Below are 14,342 nucleotides of genomic sequence, written 5' to 3'. Positions count from 1 at the left end.
CCTAGGGCTCAATAGTGACCTTGATCGCGGCGCCCCGGCTGACGAGGTCGATCCCGTCGAGCACCCGGGGCAGCGGCAGCCGGCGGGTGATGAGGTCGGACACCACCACGTCCCCCGAGGCTACGAGCCGCAGCGCCGCCGCGTTGTGGGCGGGGCTGGAGCCGTTCGCGCCGACGATGGTCAGCTCGCGGTAGTGCACGAGGTTGGAGTCCAGCGTGACGAGCGGATCGTCCTTGGGCAGGCCGCCGAAGAAGCTGATCCGCCCCTGCCTGGCCGCCATCCGCACCGCCTGCTCCTGCGCCGCGCCCGAGGCCGCCGCGGTGATCACCACGTCGGCGCCGCGCCCGCCGGTCAGCTTGAGCACCTGCTCGACCGGGTCGGCGTCGATCGCCGCGTCCGGGCGTACCAGCTCGGCCGCCATCGCAAGGCGCTGCGCGTTGACGTCCACCAGGAAGACCCGGGCGGCGCCGCGCGCCCGCGCCAGGCGTACGTGCAGGCAGCCGATCGGCCCCGCGCCCATGACCACCACGTCGTCGCCCGCGCCCACGCGCGCCAGCGACTGGCCGTTCAGCACGCACGCGAGGGGCTCGGCCACCGACGCCTCGGCGAAGCCGACGCCGGGCGGGATGGCGTTGACGCCGTTCACGGCCAGCACCTTGGCGGGGATCACCAGGTACTCGGCGAAGCCGCCGTCGTAGTGGTAGCCCATCGACTCCTGGTTGGGGCAGACCGTCATGCGGCCCCGCCGGCATTCGGCGCACGTGCCGCACGGGATCGCGGCGATCACCTGCACTCGGGCGCCCGTGTCCACGACCTCGCCGGCGATCTCGTGGCCCATCACCCGGGGCGGCCTGATGTGGTGGTGCCCGAACTTGAGGATCTTGGCGTCCGTGCCGCACGTCGAACAGTTGCGTACCCGGATCTTCAGCTCGCCGGGCCCGGCGACGGGCTCGGGCGCGTCCTCGATCCTGATGTCGCCGGGAGCGTGGAATCTGGCGACCTTCATGTGAGCTCCTTCATCACCTGGGAGACCTCCGTGGCCTCGCGCAGCGCCCTGGCGCGGTCGGGGTCGAGCAGGATCTCGGCCAGCGCCGCGAGCAGCGGCACGTGGCCGTCGTCCTTGGCCGCGATGCCGACGCAGAGCGTGACCTGCTCGCCGTCCCAGTCGATCCCGCCGGGGAAGCGGACCACGCAGATGGCGTCGCGCTTGACGTCCTCCTTGGAGGCGTTCGTCCCGTGCGGGATGGCCACGCCCTCGCCGACGTACGTGGAGATCGTCCGCTCCCGCTCGAGCATCGCCTCGACGTACGGCTCCGCGACCGCCCCCACCTCGACCAGCGCCCGCCCGCACCGGCGGATGGCCGCGGCGCGGTCGGGGGCGCTCTCGTGCAGCAGCACGGCCCGCGGGTCGAGCAGGCCGTCACGCATCGACCGTGCCGCCGTTCTTGATCGTGTTCACCAGCCTGGTCACGGCCGGGTCGCCGAGGAAGATCTGGAACGGGACCAGCACCTTCCCGGGGGCGGCGGCCCTGGCGCGGGCGGCCAGCCCGGCGTGGCACAGGACCACGTCGGCGTCGTCGGGGATGGAGTTGACGGGCGTGTGCTCGACGCTGACGCCGGTCTCCTTGAGCTGCTTGCGCAGCGTGGAGGCGAGCATCACGCTGCTGCCCATGCCCGCGTCGCAGGCCACGATGATCTTGCGGATGTCCTTGCTGTCGATGCCTGCCATGGCTCAGGCCTCCTTGGTGACGGGTTCGGTGACGCCTTCCTGCGAGCCCTCCGGCTCGTCCTTCTTCTCGCCCCTGCCGAAGCCGAGCAGGATCGCGGCGACGGCGAACGACACGCCCGTGGCCACGAGGATCCCCAGGCTGGAGCCGAGCCAGCCGCCCCTCGGGGTGACCGCGATGTAGGCGAAGATGCTGCCGGGCGACGGCGTGGCCACCAGGCCGGCTCCGGTGACCATGAACGTGAACACCCCGGCCGCGCCGCCCGCGATGACGGCCAGGATGAGGCGGGGCTTCATGAGCACGTACGGGAAGTAGATCTCGTGGATGCCGCCGAAGAAGTGGATGATCATGGCGGCGGGCGTGCTCGGGCGCAGCTCGCGCGGGCCGAACAGCAGGTAGGCCAGCAGCAGGCCGAGGCCGGGACCCGGGTTCGACTCCAGCATGAACAGGATCGACTTGCCCGTCTCCGCCGCCTGGGCGACGCCGAGCGGGCCGAGCACGCCGTGGTTGATGGCGTTGTTCAGGAACAGGACCTTGGCCGGCTCGATCAGCACGGAGGCGACGGGGAGCAGGTTGTGGCTGATGAGCCAGCTCACCGCGTTGCCCGCGGCCGTGGTGACCGCCTGGACGATCGGGCCGATGCCGAACATCCCGACCACGGCCATCGCGCCGCCCACGATGCCGGCGGAGAAGTTGTCCACGAGCATCTCGAAGCCGGCCTTGGTCCGCTGCTCGGTGAACTTGTCCACATATTTCAGGATCACGGCGGTGAGCGGGCCGATGATCATCGCGCCGAGGAACATCGGCGCGTCCGTGCCCACCACGACGCCCATCACCGCCACCGCGCCCACGACCGCACCGCGCTGCCCGTGCACCATCCGGCCGCCGGTGTAGGCGATGAGGACCGGCAGCAGGGTCGAGATGATCGGGTTGACCATCTTCGCGAGCGTCTCGTTGGGCAGCCAGCCGGTCGGGATGAAGAGCGCGGTGATCAGCCCCCAGGCGATGAACGCGCCGATGTTCGGCATGATCATGCCGGCCAGGTGGCCGCCGATGCGCTGGATGGTGGCCTTGACGCCGGTTCCTGTGACCGGGGGAGTGTAACTGTCGGCCATGGGACTTGCTCCTTCGGGGGGATGAGCAGTTGATCAGCCGCTGTGCGGGACCAGGGGAGAGGCGAGGGGACGGGACGGGTCCGGCGGGTGGACTGCGACGGTGACGGGGTCGATGTCGGCGGGACCCGGCATGCGGCTGCCGGGCATCCGGACCGCCGCGGCGCCCCAGGCCAGCGCCCGTGCCAGCGCGCCAGGGCCGTGCCCGCCGCCGGCGAGGAATCCGGCCAGCATGGCGTCGCCCGCGCCGACGGAGCTGCGCGGCTCGGTGACGGGCGCCTCGCCGTACCAGATGCCCTGGTCCTCGACGAGTACGGCGCCGTCGGCGCCCAGGCTGGCCAGCACGGCACGCGCGCCCGCGGCCCGCAGCTTGCCCGCGGCCTCCACCACGTCGCCGAGACAGCGGATGGGCATGCCGGTGGCGCCGGAGAGCTCCTCGAGGTTCGGCTTGACCAGCGCGGGCGCGGCGCCGAGCGCGCAGGCGAGCGCCGGGCCGCTGGTGTCGACCGCCACGTGGATGCCCGCCCCCGCGAACCTGCGGCACAGCCGGGCGTAGACGTCGGCGGGGACCTCGGGCGGCAGGCTGCCCGAGGCGACCACCCAGTCGGCCTCGTGGGCGGCGTCGAGCACGGCGTCGGCGATCGTGTCGAGTTCCCCGGCCGACAGCGCCGTGCCCGGTTCGTTGATCTTGGTGACCGTGCCGTCGGGCTCGGCCAGCGTGACGTTCGACCTGGTCGAGCCGGCCACCGGGACGGTGACCATGTCGAGCCCCTCCGCCGCGAGGAGGCGTACGAGCTGCCTGCCCTCGTCCCCGCCGAACGGCACCACCGCCCGGCTCGCCACGGCGTTGGCCAGCAGCGCGCGTGAGACGTTCACGCCCTTGCCGCCCGGGTCCAGGCGGGCGGCGGCGGCGCGGATGACCGCGCCCCGGTCGAGCGCGGCGATCTCGATGGTGCGGTCGAGGCTCGGGTTGAGCGTCAGGGTGAGGATCATGCCCTGATCACCTCCGGGCCCGCCGCCGCGAGATCGGCGGCCAGGGCGGCGTCGAGCCCGGTGTCGGAGATCACCACGTCGATCTCGCCCAGGTCGGCGAACCTGGCCAGGTACGTGTTGGTGAACTTCGTGTGGTCGGCCAGCAGCACACTGCGCTGCGCGGCCCGCACCATGGCCTGCTTGATCGCCGCCTCTGCCGGGTCGGGCGTGGTCAGGCCCCTGGTGAGCGAGCAGCCGTTGGTCGCCATGAAGGCCACGTCCACGTTGAGGCCGGCGAGCGGGCGCAGCGCCCAGTCGTCGACCGTGGCCAGGGTCTTGCCGCGGACCCGGCCGCCCAGCATGATCACGTGCAGGTTGGCGCGGGCGGCCAGCGCGGTGGCCAGCGGCGGCGAGTTCACCACGACGGTGAGCTCGCGGTCTGCGGGCAGCACCTTGACCAGCCGGCCCGTGGTGGTGCCCGCGTCGATGATCACAGAACCGTCCTCGGGCAGCTCGGCCAGCGCGGCCTTCGCGATGCGCTCCTTCTCGGCGGTCATCACCTCGTCGCGGGCGGCCAGCGCGGGCTCGAACCCCAGGCGCTCCACGGGGATCGCGCCCCCGTGCACCCGGCGCAGCACGCCCGCCCGCTCCAGCGACGTGAGGTCGCGGCGGATCGTCTCGGTGGTCACGTCGAGCTCGGCGGCCAGCGTCACCACGTCGACGCGGCCCGCGGCCCGCGCCCTGCGGAGGATCTCCTGCTGCCGCTCCTCGGCGTACATGATGTTGATTCACCGCCGTTTCGAGTTGGTTACTCCTTGGTTTATACCCGTTTTCGTTGGAGGGTCAAGGGCTGGTAGGTATAGCGGGTGCGAATGAAGCCCCTGGCCGCCGCCGCGGCAGCCGTCCCCTTCGTCGTCGGGCTGGCCTCGCCCGCCCACGCCACCCCGACGGTGCCCGCGGGCACCACGGCGTCGTGGCTGGTGTTCGACCGGCAGGCGGGCAAGTTCACGGTCACGCGCAACGCGCATCGGAAGTTCCGCTCGGCCTCGGTCGTCAAGATCCTCATCGCGATCGACTACCTGGAGCGGCGCAAGAGCGTGCCCGCCGCCGACGCCGGGCTCCTGAAGGTCATGCTGCGCTCCAGCGACGACGACGCGGCCTCGACGTTCTGGGACCGCGCCGGCAAGGGGCAGATCATCGTGCGCATGGCGCGCAAGCTCGGCCTGTCCGACACCGCGCCGCCGCCCGCCTCGAAGCCCGGGTTCTGGGGTTACACCTCGCTGAGCGCGTACGACATCGTGCGGACCTACCGCTACCTGCTCGACACGGCCGACGCCAGGGTCAGGGACACGATCCTGGGTCACCTCCGGCGGGCCACGCCGTGCGGGACCGACGGCTTCGACCAGACGTTCGGCATCCCCGACGCGGTGCCGCGGCCGTGGGCGGTCAAGCAGGGCTGGTCGGGCTTCGGCACGACGCCGCCCACGCGCTGCTCCGACGCCAGGGCCGTCGGGGCGCCCATCTCGTGGATCTCCCAGCGCGCCGCCGGCACGGGCGTGCCCGACTACGGCCGCCCGGTGCTGCACACGACGGGGCTGGCGGGCAAGAACGAGCGGTACGTCCTGGCGGTGCTGACGGCGCACCCGGCGGGCGGCACGTGGAACGCCTCGGTCAAGCGCATCACCAAGCTGACCGGCGAGCTGTACCGGGGCCTGTCCTAAGAGCTATCCCGTAAGTCGGGATAGTCCGGGTTGCGGGTACGTCTGTCCGGCGTGGTCCCCCGGGCGGGGGTCTCATCCGGGGTCGGCGTCCCGTACTCTCCGGCACTTCGCCGCGCAGAGGCCACCGGGGTGGTGGCTGCCGCGTGGTCCGTTCCCGCCGGTGGGGCGGGCGGGGAACACGATGCGGTTGACGCGGACAGGACTTCTTGCAGCCCTGGAATGGTGTAGGTCTCGATGAGCTGGGCGGCCCGGGTGTGGTCGACCCGGGCCGTGGCGGGGTCGCTGGGGTCGGTGAGGGTGACGCAGGAGGCCAGCGCGGCTGAGACCAGGTCCCGGGGCGCGGTCAGCCCGCACTGGTCGCAGTGGTGCACCCGGACCGACAGGGTTTTGGTTACCCGGGTCCCGCACAGGCAGTGCTGGGACATCGCGGTTGGGGTGGTGGCGGCGCGCAGGACGGCGCCGCCGCACGCGGTGGCCTCACGGGCCAGGGCCGCGGTGAGCATGCCGGGGGTGAACCGGGCCACCGCGGCACCCCACAGGCGGGTCCAGGCGCGGATGTCGCAGTCCTCGATGACCAGGTTCGCCCCATGGGTTTCGATGATCTGGGCTGCGGCGCGGCGGGCCCGGTCCTGGCGGGCTTCGGTGAAACCGCGGGCGGCCTGGGCGTGCCGGGCACGGGTCTTGTGATAGCCGCGGGACAGGGTGTCGGTCCGGTAGGCGTTCTTCGCTACCCCGGCCTTGTTGGCGATCCGGGGGCCTTTGGGCAGGTTGACCTGCCGGGCGGGCAGCCCTTTGTCGGCGCGGCGTTTGGCCCGGGCCTCCTGCCGGGCGGAGGGGTGGTAGCGGCCGGGGTTGGTGGCCCGGCGGGACCGTTCCAGCGCCCGGGCCCGCCCTTTGGCTTTGCGTTGTTCCCGTGCCAGGCGGGCGGTTTCCTGCTCGGTGAGGGTGAGCAGGGTCGCCGCGACCTGCTCGCCACCAACGTCCGTCCTACTGTCCGTCCCAGCGTCCCCACTGGTGTCCGCGCCGGTTCCGGTGTCCGGCCTGCCCGGTGGTGGGGAGTCGGGCGGCGGTGTGGGCAGGTGGGCGGGCGCGGAGACGACGGCGAGGTTGGAGACGTTGCCGTCGACCCCGGCCCGCCGCTCCAGCTGCGCTGCTCGGGTGCGGCGGGCGCGGGTGGCCGGGCAGGCGTACCCGGCCTCCAGAATCAGCAGATGCGCCTCATAGGTCCACCCGCCCGGAGCCGAGGCCTTCCGCCGCCGCACCAGATCGATCTTGTGCCACAGGTACGGCCGGTCCAGGAAATACGCCACATACGGCCAACGGCCTGATCCTTGCGGCAGCCGGACCGGCAGCACCAGATCCGGAGCGCCCGCGCTGGTGTAAACGACCGACAGGGGGCCGGTGTGCTCCCACCACGAGATCCGCCGCCCCGACGACGCGGAACCGGACGGGCCGGCAGGGGCGGGCAGATGGCGGGGCTGGGCCAGCACCGCCGAACCCGCCCCCATCGCCAGCGCATCGGCGACCGTGAGCTCCGACGCCCTACCCTCCGGGTCGGCTGCCGAGGCCGCCGCCGCGACCACTGTGGTCTGCGCGCTGGTCGGCGTGGTCATTGCCGGGCAGCCGTAGGCGGCCAGATGCCCGGCCAGGGTCCCGGCCAGCCGGAACGTCTCCCACTTGCGCTCCCTGGTGTGCGAACGGGCCCGGCCCGGGATCCGGGTGAACCCCCACCACGACCCCACCTGTGGCCGCCCGGCCCGTTTCCCGGCCGCATCCGGAAACAGGTGCCGGTCCACCCCCGCCCACACCTCATCGGCCAGATGCATGCCCAATGCCTTGGACAGATGATGCTTCAAATGCCCGGAGGACTCCAGGTGGGCGTAGGCGGCATGCTCCAGCCCCGCACGGGTCAGCCCGAGTTCGGCCCGCCAGGCCTTCGCATCCGCCGCCCGCCGATGCGAACCCGCCCCATAGGCGTCCACCCGGGCCCGCGCATCGTGTTGCAGCGCTCGCTTCAGCGACCAGGCCGCGCAGAACAGTTTCTCCACCCGGGCCCGGACCGCCGGATCCGACACATCCACCGGCAGCCGGATCACCGAAACCGGGGCCTCCTCGGCCCGCCGCCACGCCGGTTTCTTGTTCTTCCCCCGGAACCGCCGCCCGGCAGCACCACCGCCGCCACCCTCAATATCAGGAGAAACTGGGACATCTTCTGCACCAGCTGTCCCGCTGTTCTCCCTGGTCACGGTCATGACACCACCATGCCCGAACCCACCGACAATTCTCGAACGATTTTCTCCGCTCTCCGCTCTCCGCTCTCCGCTCTCCGCTCTCCGCTCTCCGCTCTCCGCTCTCCGCTCTCCGCTCTCCGCTCTCCGCTCTCCGTGACGGTGATTGAGAGGCCACCCCGGTCGTTACGATCTTCGGATGCGTCTGCGCCTGGCCACCTGCTCCGCCACCGATTTGCGGGCCTGGACCGGCCTGACCGGCCCACAGTTCCAGCTGCTGATCACCCGCCTGTGGGAGGTCCGGCCCGACGGCGGGTGGGGGCGGCCCTGGGGCCTGGCCTATACCGACCGGGTGCTTTTGGTCGTGCTCGCCTTTCATACCAACCTGACCATGCTCCAGTCCGCCGCGCTGTTCGGGATCTCCGACTCGGCCGTGCACCGGGTCATCATCGGCTTCGCCCCGCACCTGGCCGCCCTACTCGGCCCACCGCCAGCCGACAAACGCGAACTGTGGGTGGTCGACGGGACACTGATCCCGGTCCACGACAAGACCCGCACCGCCAAGTCCAAGAACTACCGGCGCAGCGTGAACACCCAGATCGTGGTCCGCGCGCGGGACCGGCGGATTGTCGCCACCGGGACGGCCTGGCCCGGCAACAGGAACGACATCGTGGCCTTCCGTGAAACCGTCGGCAAGACGCTACCCGCGCATCCCCGGCTGTCCGGGGACGGCGGCAGCGACCGGGTCCGCACCCCGCGCCGCGGACCCGACGGGAAGATCATCAAAGATGCGGCTTACAAACGGTTCCGCAAACGCCGCGCCGTCGCCGAGCACGCCATCGCCCGCCTCATAGACCACCAGATCCTGCGTCAATGCCGCCGCCGCGACACTGGGGTCGACCATGCCATCGCCGGGGTGGCCGCGCTCCACAACCTCAAACTCGACCTGGTCGCATGACCCCGGGAAACCGGGGTCCCCCGGCAGAGAAACACGCTCTGACGTGTATTAAGGGATATCTCTTAGACGCCCTCACGTCGTACGCGTCATGCAATCCCGCCGCGCGACCGTGCCGCGCGGCGGCAAGGGGATGGTCAGCCGGGCTGGCCGGAGCCCACCACCCCGCCCGCGGGAGCGCAAGAGGCAGGGGACGCGCGTCGCGCCTAAGAAGGCGTCCGGCCGGACTGGAGGGCCTCCTGCTCCAGGCGCACCTTCTTCGGCACGCACATCCGCCAGGCCTCCAGCACCAGCTCCCGCATCTCCGCCACGTCGAGGGCGGCCACGCGCGCCACGACCCAGTTGAAGCGCATGTCGGACTCCCTCGGCATGAGGAACTTGTCCGGCTCGGCCGCCACCAGCGCCGCGCGCTCCTCCTTCGGGAACCCGAAGCCCATCAGCGTCTCGTCCCGCGAGAACGCCACGTAGACGATCTTGCCTACCCGGAACTTCACCCGGTCCCGGATGAGGTGCTCCGACGAGCGCGGGAGCGTGCGCGCGAACTGCCGTACATCGTCGACTGTGACCACGCGGCAAACGTTACTGGTTGCCCTCCGCGGCCGAAATGTCGGCGAGCGCCGAGTTGGGGTCGCGCTCGAGGGCCAGGTCGCCGAGGCTGACGATGCCGACCGCGCGGCCGTCCTCGACCACCGGAAGGCGCCGCACGGCGTGCGAGCGCATGAGCCCGACCGCCTGGTCGATGGTGGTGTCGGGATCGATGGCCTCGACGTACGGGCTGCACGCCTCGCGTACCGGCGTCTGGGGCGGCTTGCCCGCGGCGACCACCCGCACGGTGATGTCGCGGTCGGTGATGATGCCCTGTATGCGCCCGTTGTCGTTGACGATCACGGCGCCCGCGTCGTTGTCGCGCATCAGCTCCGCCGCGGCAGACACCGGCTGGTCGGCCTCAACCGTCGCGGGGCGGGACGTCATCACATCGGCCACGGTCTTCGCCATGGGAGCCTCCTGCTCGATCGGTCGAGCCGACCCCCTACCCGAGCAGGCACGCGATTCACGGGACTTTGTCGTGTCTCTGCGTTCGGCTAGAGGGTCTTGGCCGCCAGGCGGATCTCGTCGAGCAGAACGACCAGATCGTGCTCGGTGGTGCCGGGATGCAGGAAGCACGCCCGCAGCGCGTCCCGTCCACCCAGCCGGGTGCCGGTGATGAACGCGTTGCCGCGCGCCTGCACCGCGCCCGGGATCGCCCGGTTGACGGCATCCGAGCCGGGGCCGTACCGGAAGGCGGTGATCGAGGTGGTGACCGGGGCGAGCAGCTCGAAGTCCTCCGCCTCCTCGATCATGGCGGCGAGCGTGCGGGCCAGCCCCGCCGTGTGGTTCACCAGCCGTGTGACGCCGGAGCGGCCCAGGTGCGACAGCGTGGCCCAGGTCTTCAGCGCGCGGAACGGGCGGGTCTGCTCGGGCCCGTACTCGGAGAACCATCCCAGATCGCCCGCGTTGTCGTCGATCAGGTACGACGGCACCAGGCTGAACGCGGCCCGCGCCGCGCCCGGGTCGCGCAGCAGCGCGCAGCCGCAGCCCACCGGGACGCCCAGCCACTTGTGCGGGTCCAGGGCCAGCGAGTCGGCCCGGTCCAGGCCCGCGTAGTGCGGCGCCGCGCCGTCGGCCAGCACGCCGAGCGCGCCGTACGCGCCGTCCACGTGGAACCAGAGCCCGTGCTCGGCCGCCACGCCGGCGATCGCGTCGAGCGGGTCCACCGCGCCGGAGTTGACGGTGCCCGCGCTGCCCGCCACGCAGAACGGCCGCAGGCCGCTCCGGAGGTCCTCTTCGATCATGGTACGGAGGGCGCTCACGTCCATCCGGCACGCGCCGTCCACCGGGACCGTGCGGACCTGCCGCGTTCCCAGGCCGAGGAGTTGGGCGGCCTTGTGCAGGCAGCTGTGGCCCTCCTCGGTGACGTACATGACCATGGGCGGCCGCCCGGACAGGCCCTCCTCGCGGGCGTCCCAGCCGTCGGCCAGCGCCGCCCGGTGGCGCGCGGTGGCCAGGCAGATCACGGTGGCCATGGACGCGCCGCTGGTCAGCAGCCCGCCGCCGGGCAGGTGCGGGAAGCCGACCAGCCCGGCCAGCCAGCGCACCACCGTGCGCTCCAGGTGCGGGCCCGCGTGGTCGCCCCCGGCGCAGCTCGGGTTCAGGGCGGCGGCCAGCGGCTCGACGAGCACGCCCGCGGGGTTGGGCGGGGAGTTCACCCAGCCGAAGAAGCGGGGATGGCCGTTGCCCATCGGGTAGGGCAGCACATGCGTACGGGCGTCCTCGAGCAGCTCGCCGAGCGCCCGCCCGTGCTCGGGCAGCTCCTGGCCACTCAGCCAGGCGCGTGCGGCGTCCGGCACGGGCTGCCACACGGGCCGGTCGCCGAGCCCCGCCAGGTGCTCGGCTGCGATCTCCGCGGCTCTGCGCAGCTCGTCGGCCGTGGTGGCGGACGGGTGGAGGTCAGCCATCGGGCGATTCCTTCCAGGGTTCGTGCTGCCCGGCGCCGCCCAGCTCCATCGCGAGGTAGTAGACGCAGTCGGCGGCGCCGTCGTTGGCGAAGGCGTGGCGGCAGTCGCCCGGGTAGTAGACCGAGTCGCCGGCCCCCAGCTCATGCGGCCTGCCGTTGATCGTGAGCCGCAGGCTGCCCTGCTCGACCGCGAGATACTCCCGCGACCCCGGCGCGTGCGGCGCGAACTCCCCCGCGTCCACGCCGGGCCCGATGGTCGTCCGCATGAACTCGAACTCCACGTCCGCCAGCACCGGTGACAGCACCCGCCGCTCCCAGCCCGACGGGTCACGCAGCACGCGCTGCTCGGCGTGGCGCAGCACCCGCATCGCGGCGTGCGCCGGCTCGTCGAGCAGCCGGGCGATCGATGTGCCGAGCGCCGTGGCCAGCCGGTCGAGCACCAGCACCGTCGGCGTCTTGGCGCCCCGCTCGACCTCCGAGACCATGCTCCGGCTGATGCCGCTCAGTGCGGCCAGCCGCTCGACGGTCAGCCCGCGGGCCCGCCGCTCCGTGCGGATCCGCAGCCCCAGTTCGGCCATCGACAGGCCGCTGGACAGGACACCTTCGCCTTCCATTCCTCCACTATAGCGGGGTTTTGTCCGCGATAGTGGAATTGGCCTCCTTGTATGCGGCCAGCACCTGCTTGCGGCGCTTGGCCGGAAGACGGTCGATGTACAGGTGGCCGTCGAGGTGGTCGGTCTCGTGCTGGAGGCAGCGGGCCAGTAGTCCCGTGCCCTCGACGGAGAGGGGCTCCCCGTCGGCGTCGAAGCCGTGCACGGTGGCGTGGTCGGCCCGGGGGAGCGGCGCGTACTGGCCGGGCACCGACAGGCAGCCCTCGTCGCCCGGGTCGAGGCGGCGCTCGCCCACCTCCGGAAGCTCCAGCGTGGGGTTGACGACCACGCCCTTGTGGTGCTGTCCGTCCGCGTCCGGGCAGTCGTAGACGAACACGCGCAGCGGCACGCCGATCTGGTTGGCGGCCAGGCCCACGCCCTCCGCCGCGTACATGCTCGCGAACATGTCGTCCACCAGCGCCTTCAGCTCGCCGTCGAACCGGGTGACCGGCTCGCACGGGTGATGCAGCACCGGGTCGCCCACGTGCACGATCGGCCGGACCTCTCCCACGACCAACGCCTCTCTGCAGATTGCGAACGTTTCGCAACAAGTTTACGGTCCATCGCGTCTCAGTATTCAAGACATTTCTTCTTGGATAATGAGACAAGCGCTAGGGTGTTCCGCATCGGAGCGGAACGAAGGAGTTTGGCGATGGATGCCGTCTACACGCATGGCCACCATGAGTCGGTGCTGCGCTCGCACCGCTGGCGCACGGCGGAGAACTCGGCCGCGTACCTGCTGCCCCACCTCAAGCCGCACATGAAGGTGCTGGACGTGGGCAGCGGGCCGGGCACGATCACCGCCGACCTGGCGGGGCTGGTCGGGCACCTGACGGCATCGGAGGTGACCGAGGAGGCGCTCGGCCTGGCCAGGGCCGAGCTGGCCGCCAGGGGAGTGGACAATGTGGACTTCGCCGTCGCGGACGTGCACGCGCTGGACTTCCCCGATGACGCGTTCTGCGTGGTGCACGCGCACCAGGTGCTGCAGCACGTGGGCGACCCGGTGCGGGCGCTGCGGGAGATGCGCAGGGTGACCAAGCCGACGGGGTACGTGGCGGTGCGTGACAGCGACTACTCGGCGTTCACGTGGTATCCGCTGCTGCCGGAGCTGGACGAATGGCTGGCGCTCTACCAGAAGGTCGCACGGGGGAACGGCGGCGAGCCGGACGCGGGGCGGCGGCTGCTGTCGTGGGCCAGGGCGGCGGGCTTCACCGACGTGACGGCCACCTCCTCGACCTGGTGCTTCGCCACGCCCGACGACCGGGCCTGGTGGGGTGGGATGTGGGCGGAGCGGATCCTGCGCTCGTCCATGGCCCAGCAGGCGCTGGCCAGCGGGGCGGCCACGGAGGCGGACCTGCGGCGGATCTCGGCGGGCTGGCTGAAGTGGGCGGAGGCCGAGGACGGCTGGCTGTCCATCCTGCACGGCGAGATCCTCTGCCGCGCCTGACGGCCCTTCACCGCGGGCTGGTCACCAGCCGATGGCCCTTCACCGCGGGCTGGTCACCGCCCGCCCGCCCGACCGACCGACCGACCGCCCGCCCGTGCGGGCGCGCCGCTGCGGCGGGCGGGTCACAGGCCGAGTGTGCGGGCGCGCTGCCACTGCGGGTCGCGGTAGAGGACCAGGTCGGTGCCGATCATCTCGTCGGGCGCGGACAGCATGGTGATCTCGCCCGCGGCCTGCAGCTCCAGCAGCAGGTCGCGGACCCGCGGCCCGACCGGCAGCCGCCCCGGGGGCAGCGCCAGCCCGGCCCGCACCGCGTCGGCGATCTCCGACAGGTGGAACGGCCCCTCGAACCCGGCCACGATCCCGCGCACGATGGCCATGGTGATGAGCTGCTCGGCCTCGGCGTACGCGAGCTGCCAGGTGATCTGCTCCTTGCGGCGCCCGGTGGCCGCGCAGGCCGTGCAGCCGCGCGTCAGCCCGGGCGCCACCTCCTCCTGGGCGGATCCGAGGCAGACCGAGCACAGCCCGTTCTCGGCGGCGTGCAGCTCGGCCGTCATCCGCCCGGCCAGCACGACGCCGCACTCGCAGGCGAACGCGTCACCCAGGATGCCGGCCTGCGGGAAGATCGAATGCGTCGTCACCGACCCGACTTTACCGAAGGTCCGCAGAAAGCCTCGGCCTTCAAGCCTTCAGGCTGGGGATGAATGCTGTCCCCCTTTGGGGGATGCCCCGCCGTAGGCGGGGCATCCCGGAGCGCGGAGCGTGGACCCGGAACCTCAGGTGGGGCGGCGCTGGTGTTCGATGTACTGCCTGATGATCGATAGTGGGGCTCCGCCGCAGGAGGCGGCGAAGTAGCTGGGTGACCAGAAGGGGCCGTGCATGGTGGCGTGGTTGACTCGGTCGGTGAATTCTTTGCGCAGGTAGTGCGAGGAGACGCCCTTCAACGAGTTGACGAGTTTGCTGATCGCGACCTTGGGCGGATAGTGGACGAGCAGGTGGACGTGGTCGTGTTCGCCGTTGAACTCGCGCAGTTCGGCCT

General features: G+C 71.8%; 17 protein-coding genes. 3 read left to right on the top strand and 14 right to left on the bottom strand.

The features are described from left to right. Position 1: 1 nt before the first annotated feature. The 6 genes from ABN273_RS55750 to ABN273_RS55725 are packed head-to-tail and all read right to left on the bottom strand — an operon-like array spanning position 2 to position 4,590. The gene (locus ABN273_RS55750; RefSeq protein WP_349457893.1) at positions 2-1,006 is read right to left on the bottom strand and encodes a zinc-dependent dehydrogenase; all 1,005 of its coding nucleotides are present in this window, start codon (positions 1,004-1,006) and stop codon (positions 2-4) included. Then, positions 1,003-1,428 carry a PTS mannitol transporter subunit IIA gene (locus ABN273_RS55745; RefSeq protein WP_349457892.1) on the bottom strand — a complete coding sequence of 142 codons (426 nt, stop codon included), beginning with the start codon at positions 1,426-1,428 and terminating at the stop codon, positions 1,003-1,005. Before ABN273_RS55745 ends, ABN273_RS55750 begins: the two co-directional genes overlap by 4 nt. Beyond that, entirely contained in the window at positions 1,421-1,729 is a 309-nt protein-coding gene (locus ABN273_RS55740) for a PTS sugar transporter subunit IIBC family protein (protein ID WP_349457891.1), read from the bottom strand. The genes ABN273_RS55745 and ABN273_RS55740 overlap by 8 nt, the downstream gene beginning before the upstream one ends. Positions 1,730-1,732: 3 nt before the next feature. Beyond that, positions 1,733-2,842, bottom strand: coding sequence for a mannitol-specific PTS transporter subunit IIC (mtlA, locus tag ABN273_RS55735; RefSeq protein ID WP_349457890.1), 1,110 nt, complete (start codon positions 2,840-2,842; stop codon positions 1,733-1,735). 33 nt (positions 2,843-2,875) lie between these two features. After that, a complete protein-coding gene (gene pfkB, locus ABN273_RS55730) occupies positions 2,876-3,832 on the bottom strand; it encodes a 1-phosphofructokinase (RefSeq protein WP_349457889.1) in 957 nt (318 codons plus the stop codon). Next, complete coding sequence (locus ABN273_RS55725) at positions 3,829-4,590, bottom strand: DeoR/GlpR family DNA-binding transcription regulator (RefSeq protein WP_349457888.1); 762 nt, start codon at positions 4,588-4,590, stop codon at positions 3,829-3,831. Before ABN273_RS55725 ends, pfkB begins: the two co-directional genes overlap by 4 nt. A gap of 93 nt (positions 4,591-4,683) precedes the next feature. Between ABN273_RS55725 and ABN273_RS55720 the strand changes: the two genes are divergently transcribed. Next, entirely contained in the window at positions 4,684-5,532 is an 849-nt protein-coding gene (locus ABN273_RS55720; protein WP_349457917.1) for a hypothetical protein, read from the top strand. Here ABN273_RS55720 and ABN273_RS55715 read toward each other — a convergent pair. Continuing rightward, the gene (locus ABN273_RS55715) at positions 5,529-7,628 is read right to left on the bottom strand and encodes a hypothetical protein (protein ID WP_349457887.1); all 2,100 of its coding nucleotides are present in this window, start codon (positions 7,626-7,628) and stop codon (positions 5,529-5,531) included. The genes ABN273_RS55720 and ABN273_RS55715 overlap by 4 nt on opposite strands. Before the next feature lie 331 nt (positions 7,629-7,959). Between ABN273_RS55715 and ABN273_RS55710 the strand changes: the two genes are divergently transcribed. Beyond that, positions 7,960-8,718, top strand: a complete 759-nt coding sequence (locus ABN273_RS55710; RefSeq protein ID WP_349457886.1) for a transposase — start codon at positions 7,960-7,962, stop codon at positions 8,716-8,718. 203 nt (positions 8,719-8,921) lie between these two features. Here ABN273_RS55710 and ABN273_RS55705 read toward each other — a convergent pair whose 3' ends face one another. The 5 genes from ABN273_RS55705 to def form a co-directional block, all read right to left on the bottom strand. Next, the gene (locus tag ABN273_RS55705; RefSeq protein ID WP_349457885.1) at positions 8,922-9,284 is read right to left on the bottom strand and encodes an MmcQ/YjbR family DNA-binding protein; all 363 of its coding nucleotides are present in this window, start codon (positions 9,282-9,284) and stop codon (positions 8,922-8,924) included. Between the two features lie 10 nt (positions 9,285-9,294). After that, positions 9,295-9,711 (bottom strand): CBS domain-containing protein, encoded by a 417-nt coding sequence (locus tag ABN273_RS55700; RefSeq protein WP_349457884.1) that lies wholly within the window; start codon positions 9,709-9,711, stop codon positions 9,295-9,297. Between the two features lie 86 nt (positions 9,712-9,797). Then, a complete protein-coding gene (locus ABN273_RS55695) occupies positions 9,798-11,210 on the bottom strand; it encodes a pyridoxal phosphate-dependent decarboxylase family protein (RefSeq protein WP_349457883.1) in 1,413 nt (470 codons plus the stop codon). Then, positions 11,203-11,823 carry a helix-turn-helix domain-containing protein gene (locus ABN273_RS55690; RefSeq protein ID WP_349457882.1) on the bottom strand — a complete coding sequence of 207 codons (621 nt, stop codon included), beginning with the start codon at positions 11,821-11,823 and terminating at the stop codon, positions 11,203-11,205. Before ABN273_RS55690 ends, ABN273_RS55695 begins: the two co-directional genes overlap by 8 nt. Before the next feature lie 7 nt (positions 11,824-11,830). Then, positions 11,831-12,370, bottom strand: coding sequence for a peptide deformylase (gene def, locus ABN273_RS55685; RefSeq protein WP_349457881.1), 540 nt, complete (start codon positions 12,368-12,370; stop codon positions 11,831-11,833). A gap of 141 nt (positions 12,371-12,511) precedes the next feature. Between def and ABN273_RS55680 the strand changes: the two genes are divergently transcribed. Continuing rightward, positions 12,512-13,306: a class I SAM-dependent methyltransferase gene (locus ABN273_RS55680; protein ID WP_349457880.1), complete on the top strand. Its 795-nt coding sequence runs from the start codon at positions 12,512-12,514 to the stop codon at positions 13,304-13,306. Between the two features lie 122 nt (positions 13,307-13,428). On the opposite strand, the gene ABN273_RS55675 is transcribed toward ABN273_RS55680, so the two are convergent. Both ABN273_RS55675 and tnpA read right to left on the bottom strand, forming a co-directional pair. Then, entirely contained in the window at positions 13,429-13,944 is a 516-nt protein-coding gene (locus tag ABN273_RS55675) for a hypothetical protein (protein ID WP_349457879.1), read from the bottom strand. Between the two features lie 135 nt (positions 13,945-14,079). Next, positions 14,080-14,342, bottom strand: a 263-nt coding sequence (gene tnpA, locus ABN273_RS55670) for an IS200/IS605 family transposase (protein WP_349457878.1), incomplete at its 5' end; no start/stop codon positions are given.

Origin of the sequence: Nonomuraea sp. B19D2 (genome assembly GCF_040137845.1) — a bacterium.
Classification (GTDB): Bacteria; Actinomycetota; Actinomycetes; order Streptosporangiales; family Streptosporangiaceae; genus Nonomuraea.
This window is presented reverse-complemented; position numbering and strand designations above follow the sequence as displayed.

Coding starts and splice junctions, on each gene's coding strand:
- ABN273_RS55750 (WP_349457893.1), bottom strand. CDS start 1,006: ATGAAGGTCGCCAGATTCCACGCTCCCGGCGACATCAGGATCGAGGAC.
- ABN273_RS55745 (WP_349457892.1), bottom strand. CDS start 1,428: ATGCGTGACGGCCTGCTCGACCCGCGGGCCGTGCTGCTGCACGAGAGC.
- ABN273_RS55740 (WP_349457891.1), bottom strand. CDS start 1,729: ATGGCAGGCATCGACAGCAAGGACATCCGCAAGATCATCGTGGCCTGC.
- mtlA (WP_349457890.1), bottom strand. CDS start 2,842: ATGGCCGACAGTTACACTCCCCCGGTCACAGGAACCGGCGTCAAGGCC.
- pfkB (WP_349457889.1), bottom strand. CDS start 3,832: ATGATCCTCACCCTGACGCTCAACCCGAGCCTCGACCGCACCATCGAG.
- ABN273_RS55725 (WP_349457888.1), bottom strand. CDS start 4,590: ATGTACGCCGAGGAGCGGCAGCAGGAGATCCTCCGCAGGGCGCGGGCC.
- ABN273_RS55720 (WP_349457917.1), top strand. CDS start 4,684: ATGAAGCCCCTGGCCGCCGCCGCGGCAGCCGTCCCCTTCGTCGTCGGG.
- ABN273_RS55710 (WP_349457886.1), top strand. CDS start 7,960: ATGCGTCTGCGCCTGGCCACCTGCTCCGCCACCGATTTGCGGGCCTGG.
- ABN273_RS55700 (WP_349457884.1), bottom strand. CDS start 9,711: ATGGCGAAGACCGTGGCCGATGTGATGACGTCCCGCCCCGCGACGGTT.
- ABN273_RS55695 (WP_349457883.1), bottom strand. CDS start 11,210: ATGGCTGACCTCCACCCGTCCGCCACCACGGCCGACGAGCTGCGCAGA.
- ABN273_RS55690 (WP_349457882.1), bottom strand. CDS start 11,823: ATGGAAGGCGAAGGTGTCCTGTCCAGCGGCCTGTCGATGGCCGAACTG.
- ABN273_RS55680 (WP_349457880.1), top strand. CDS start 12,512: ATGGATGCCGTCTACACGCATGGCCACCATGAGTCGGTGCTGCGCTCG.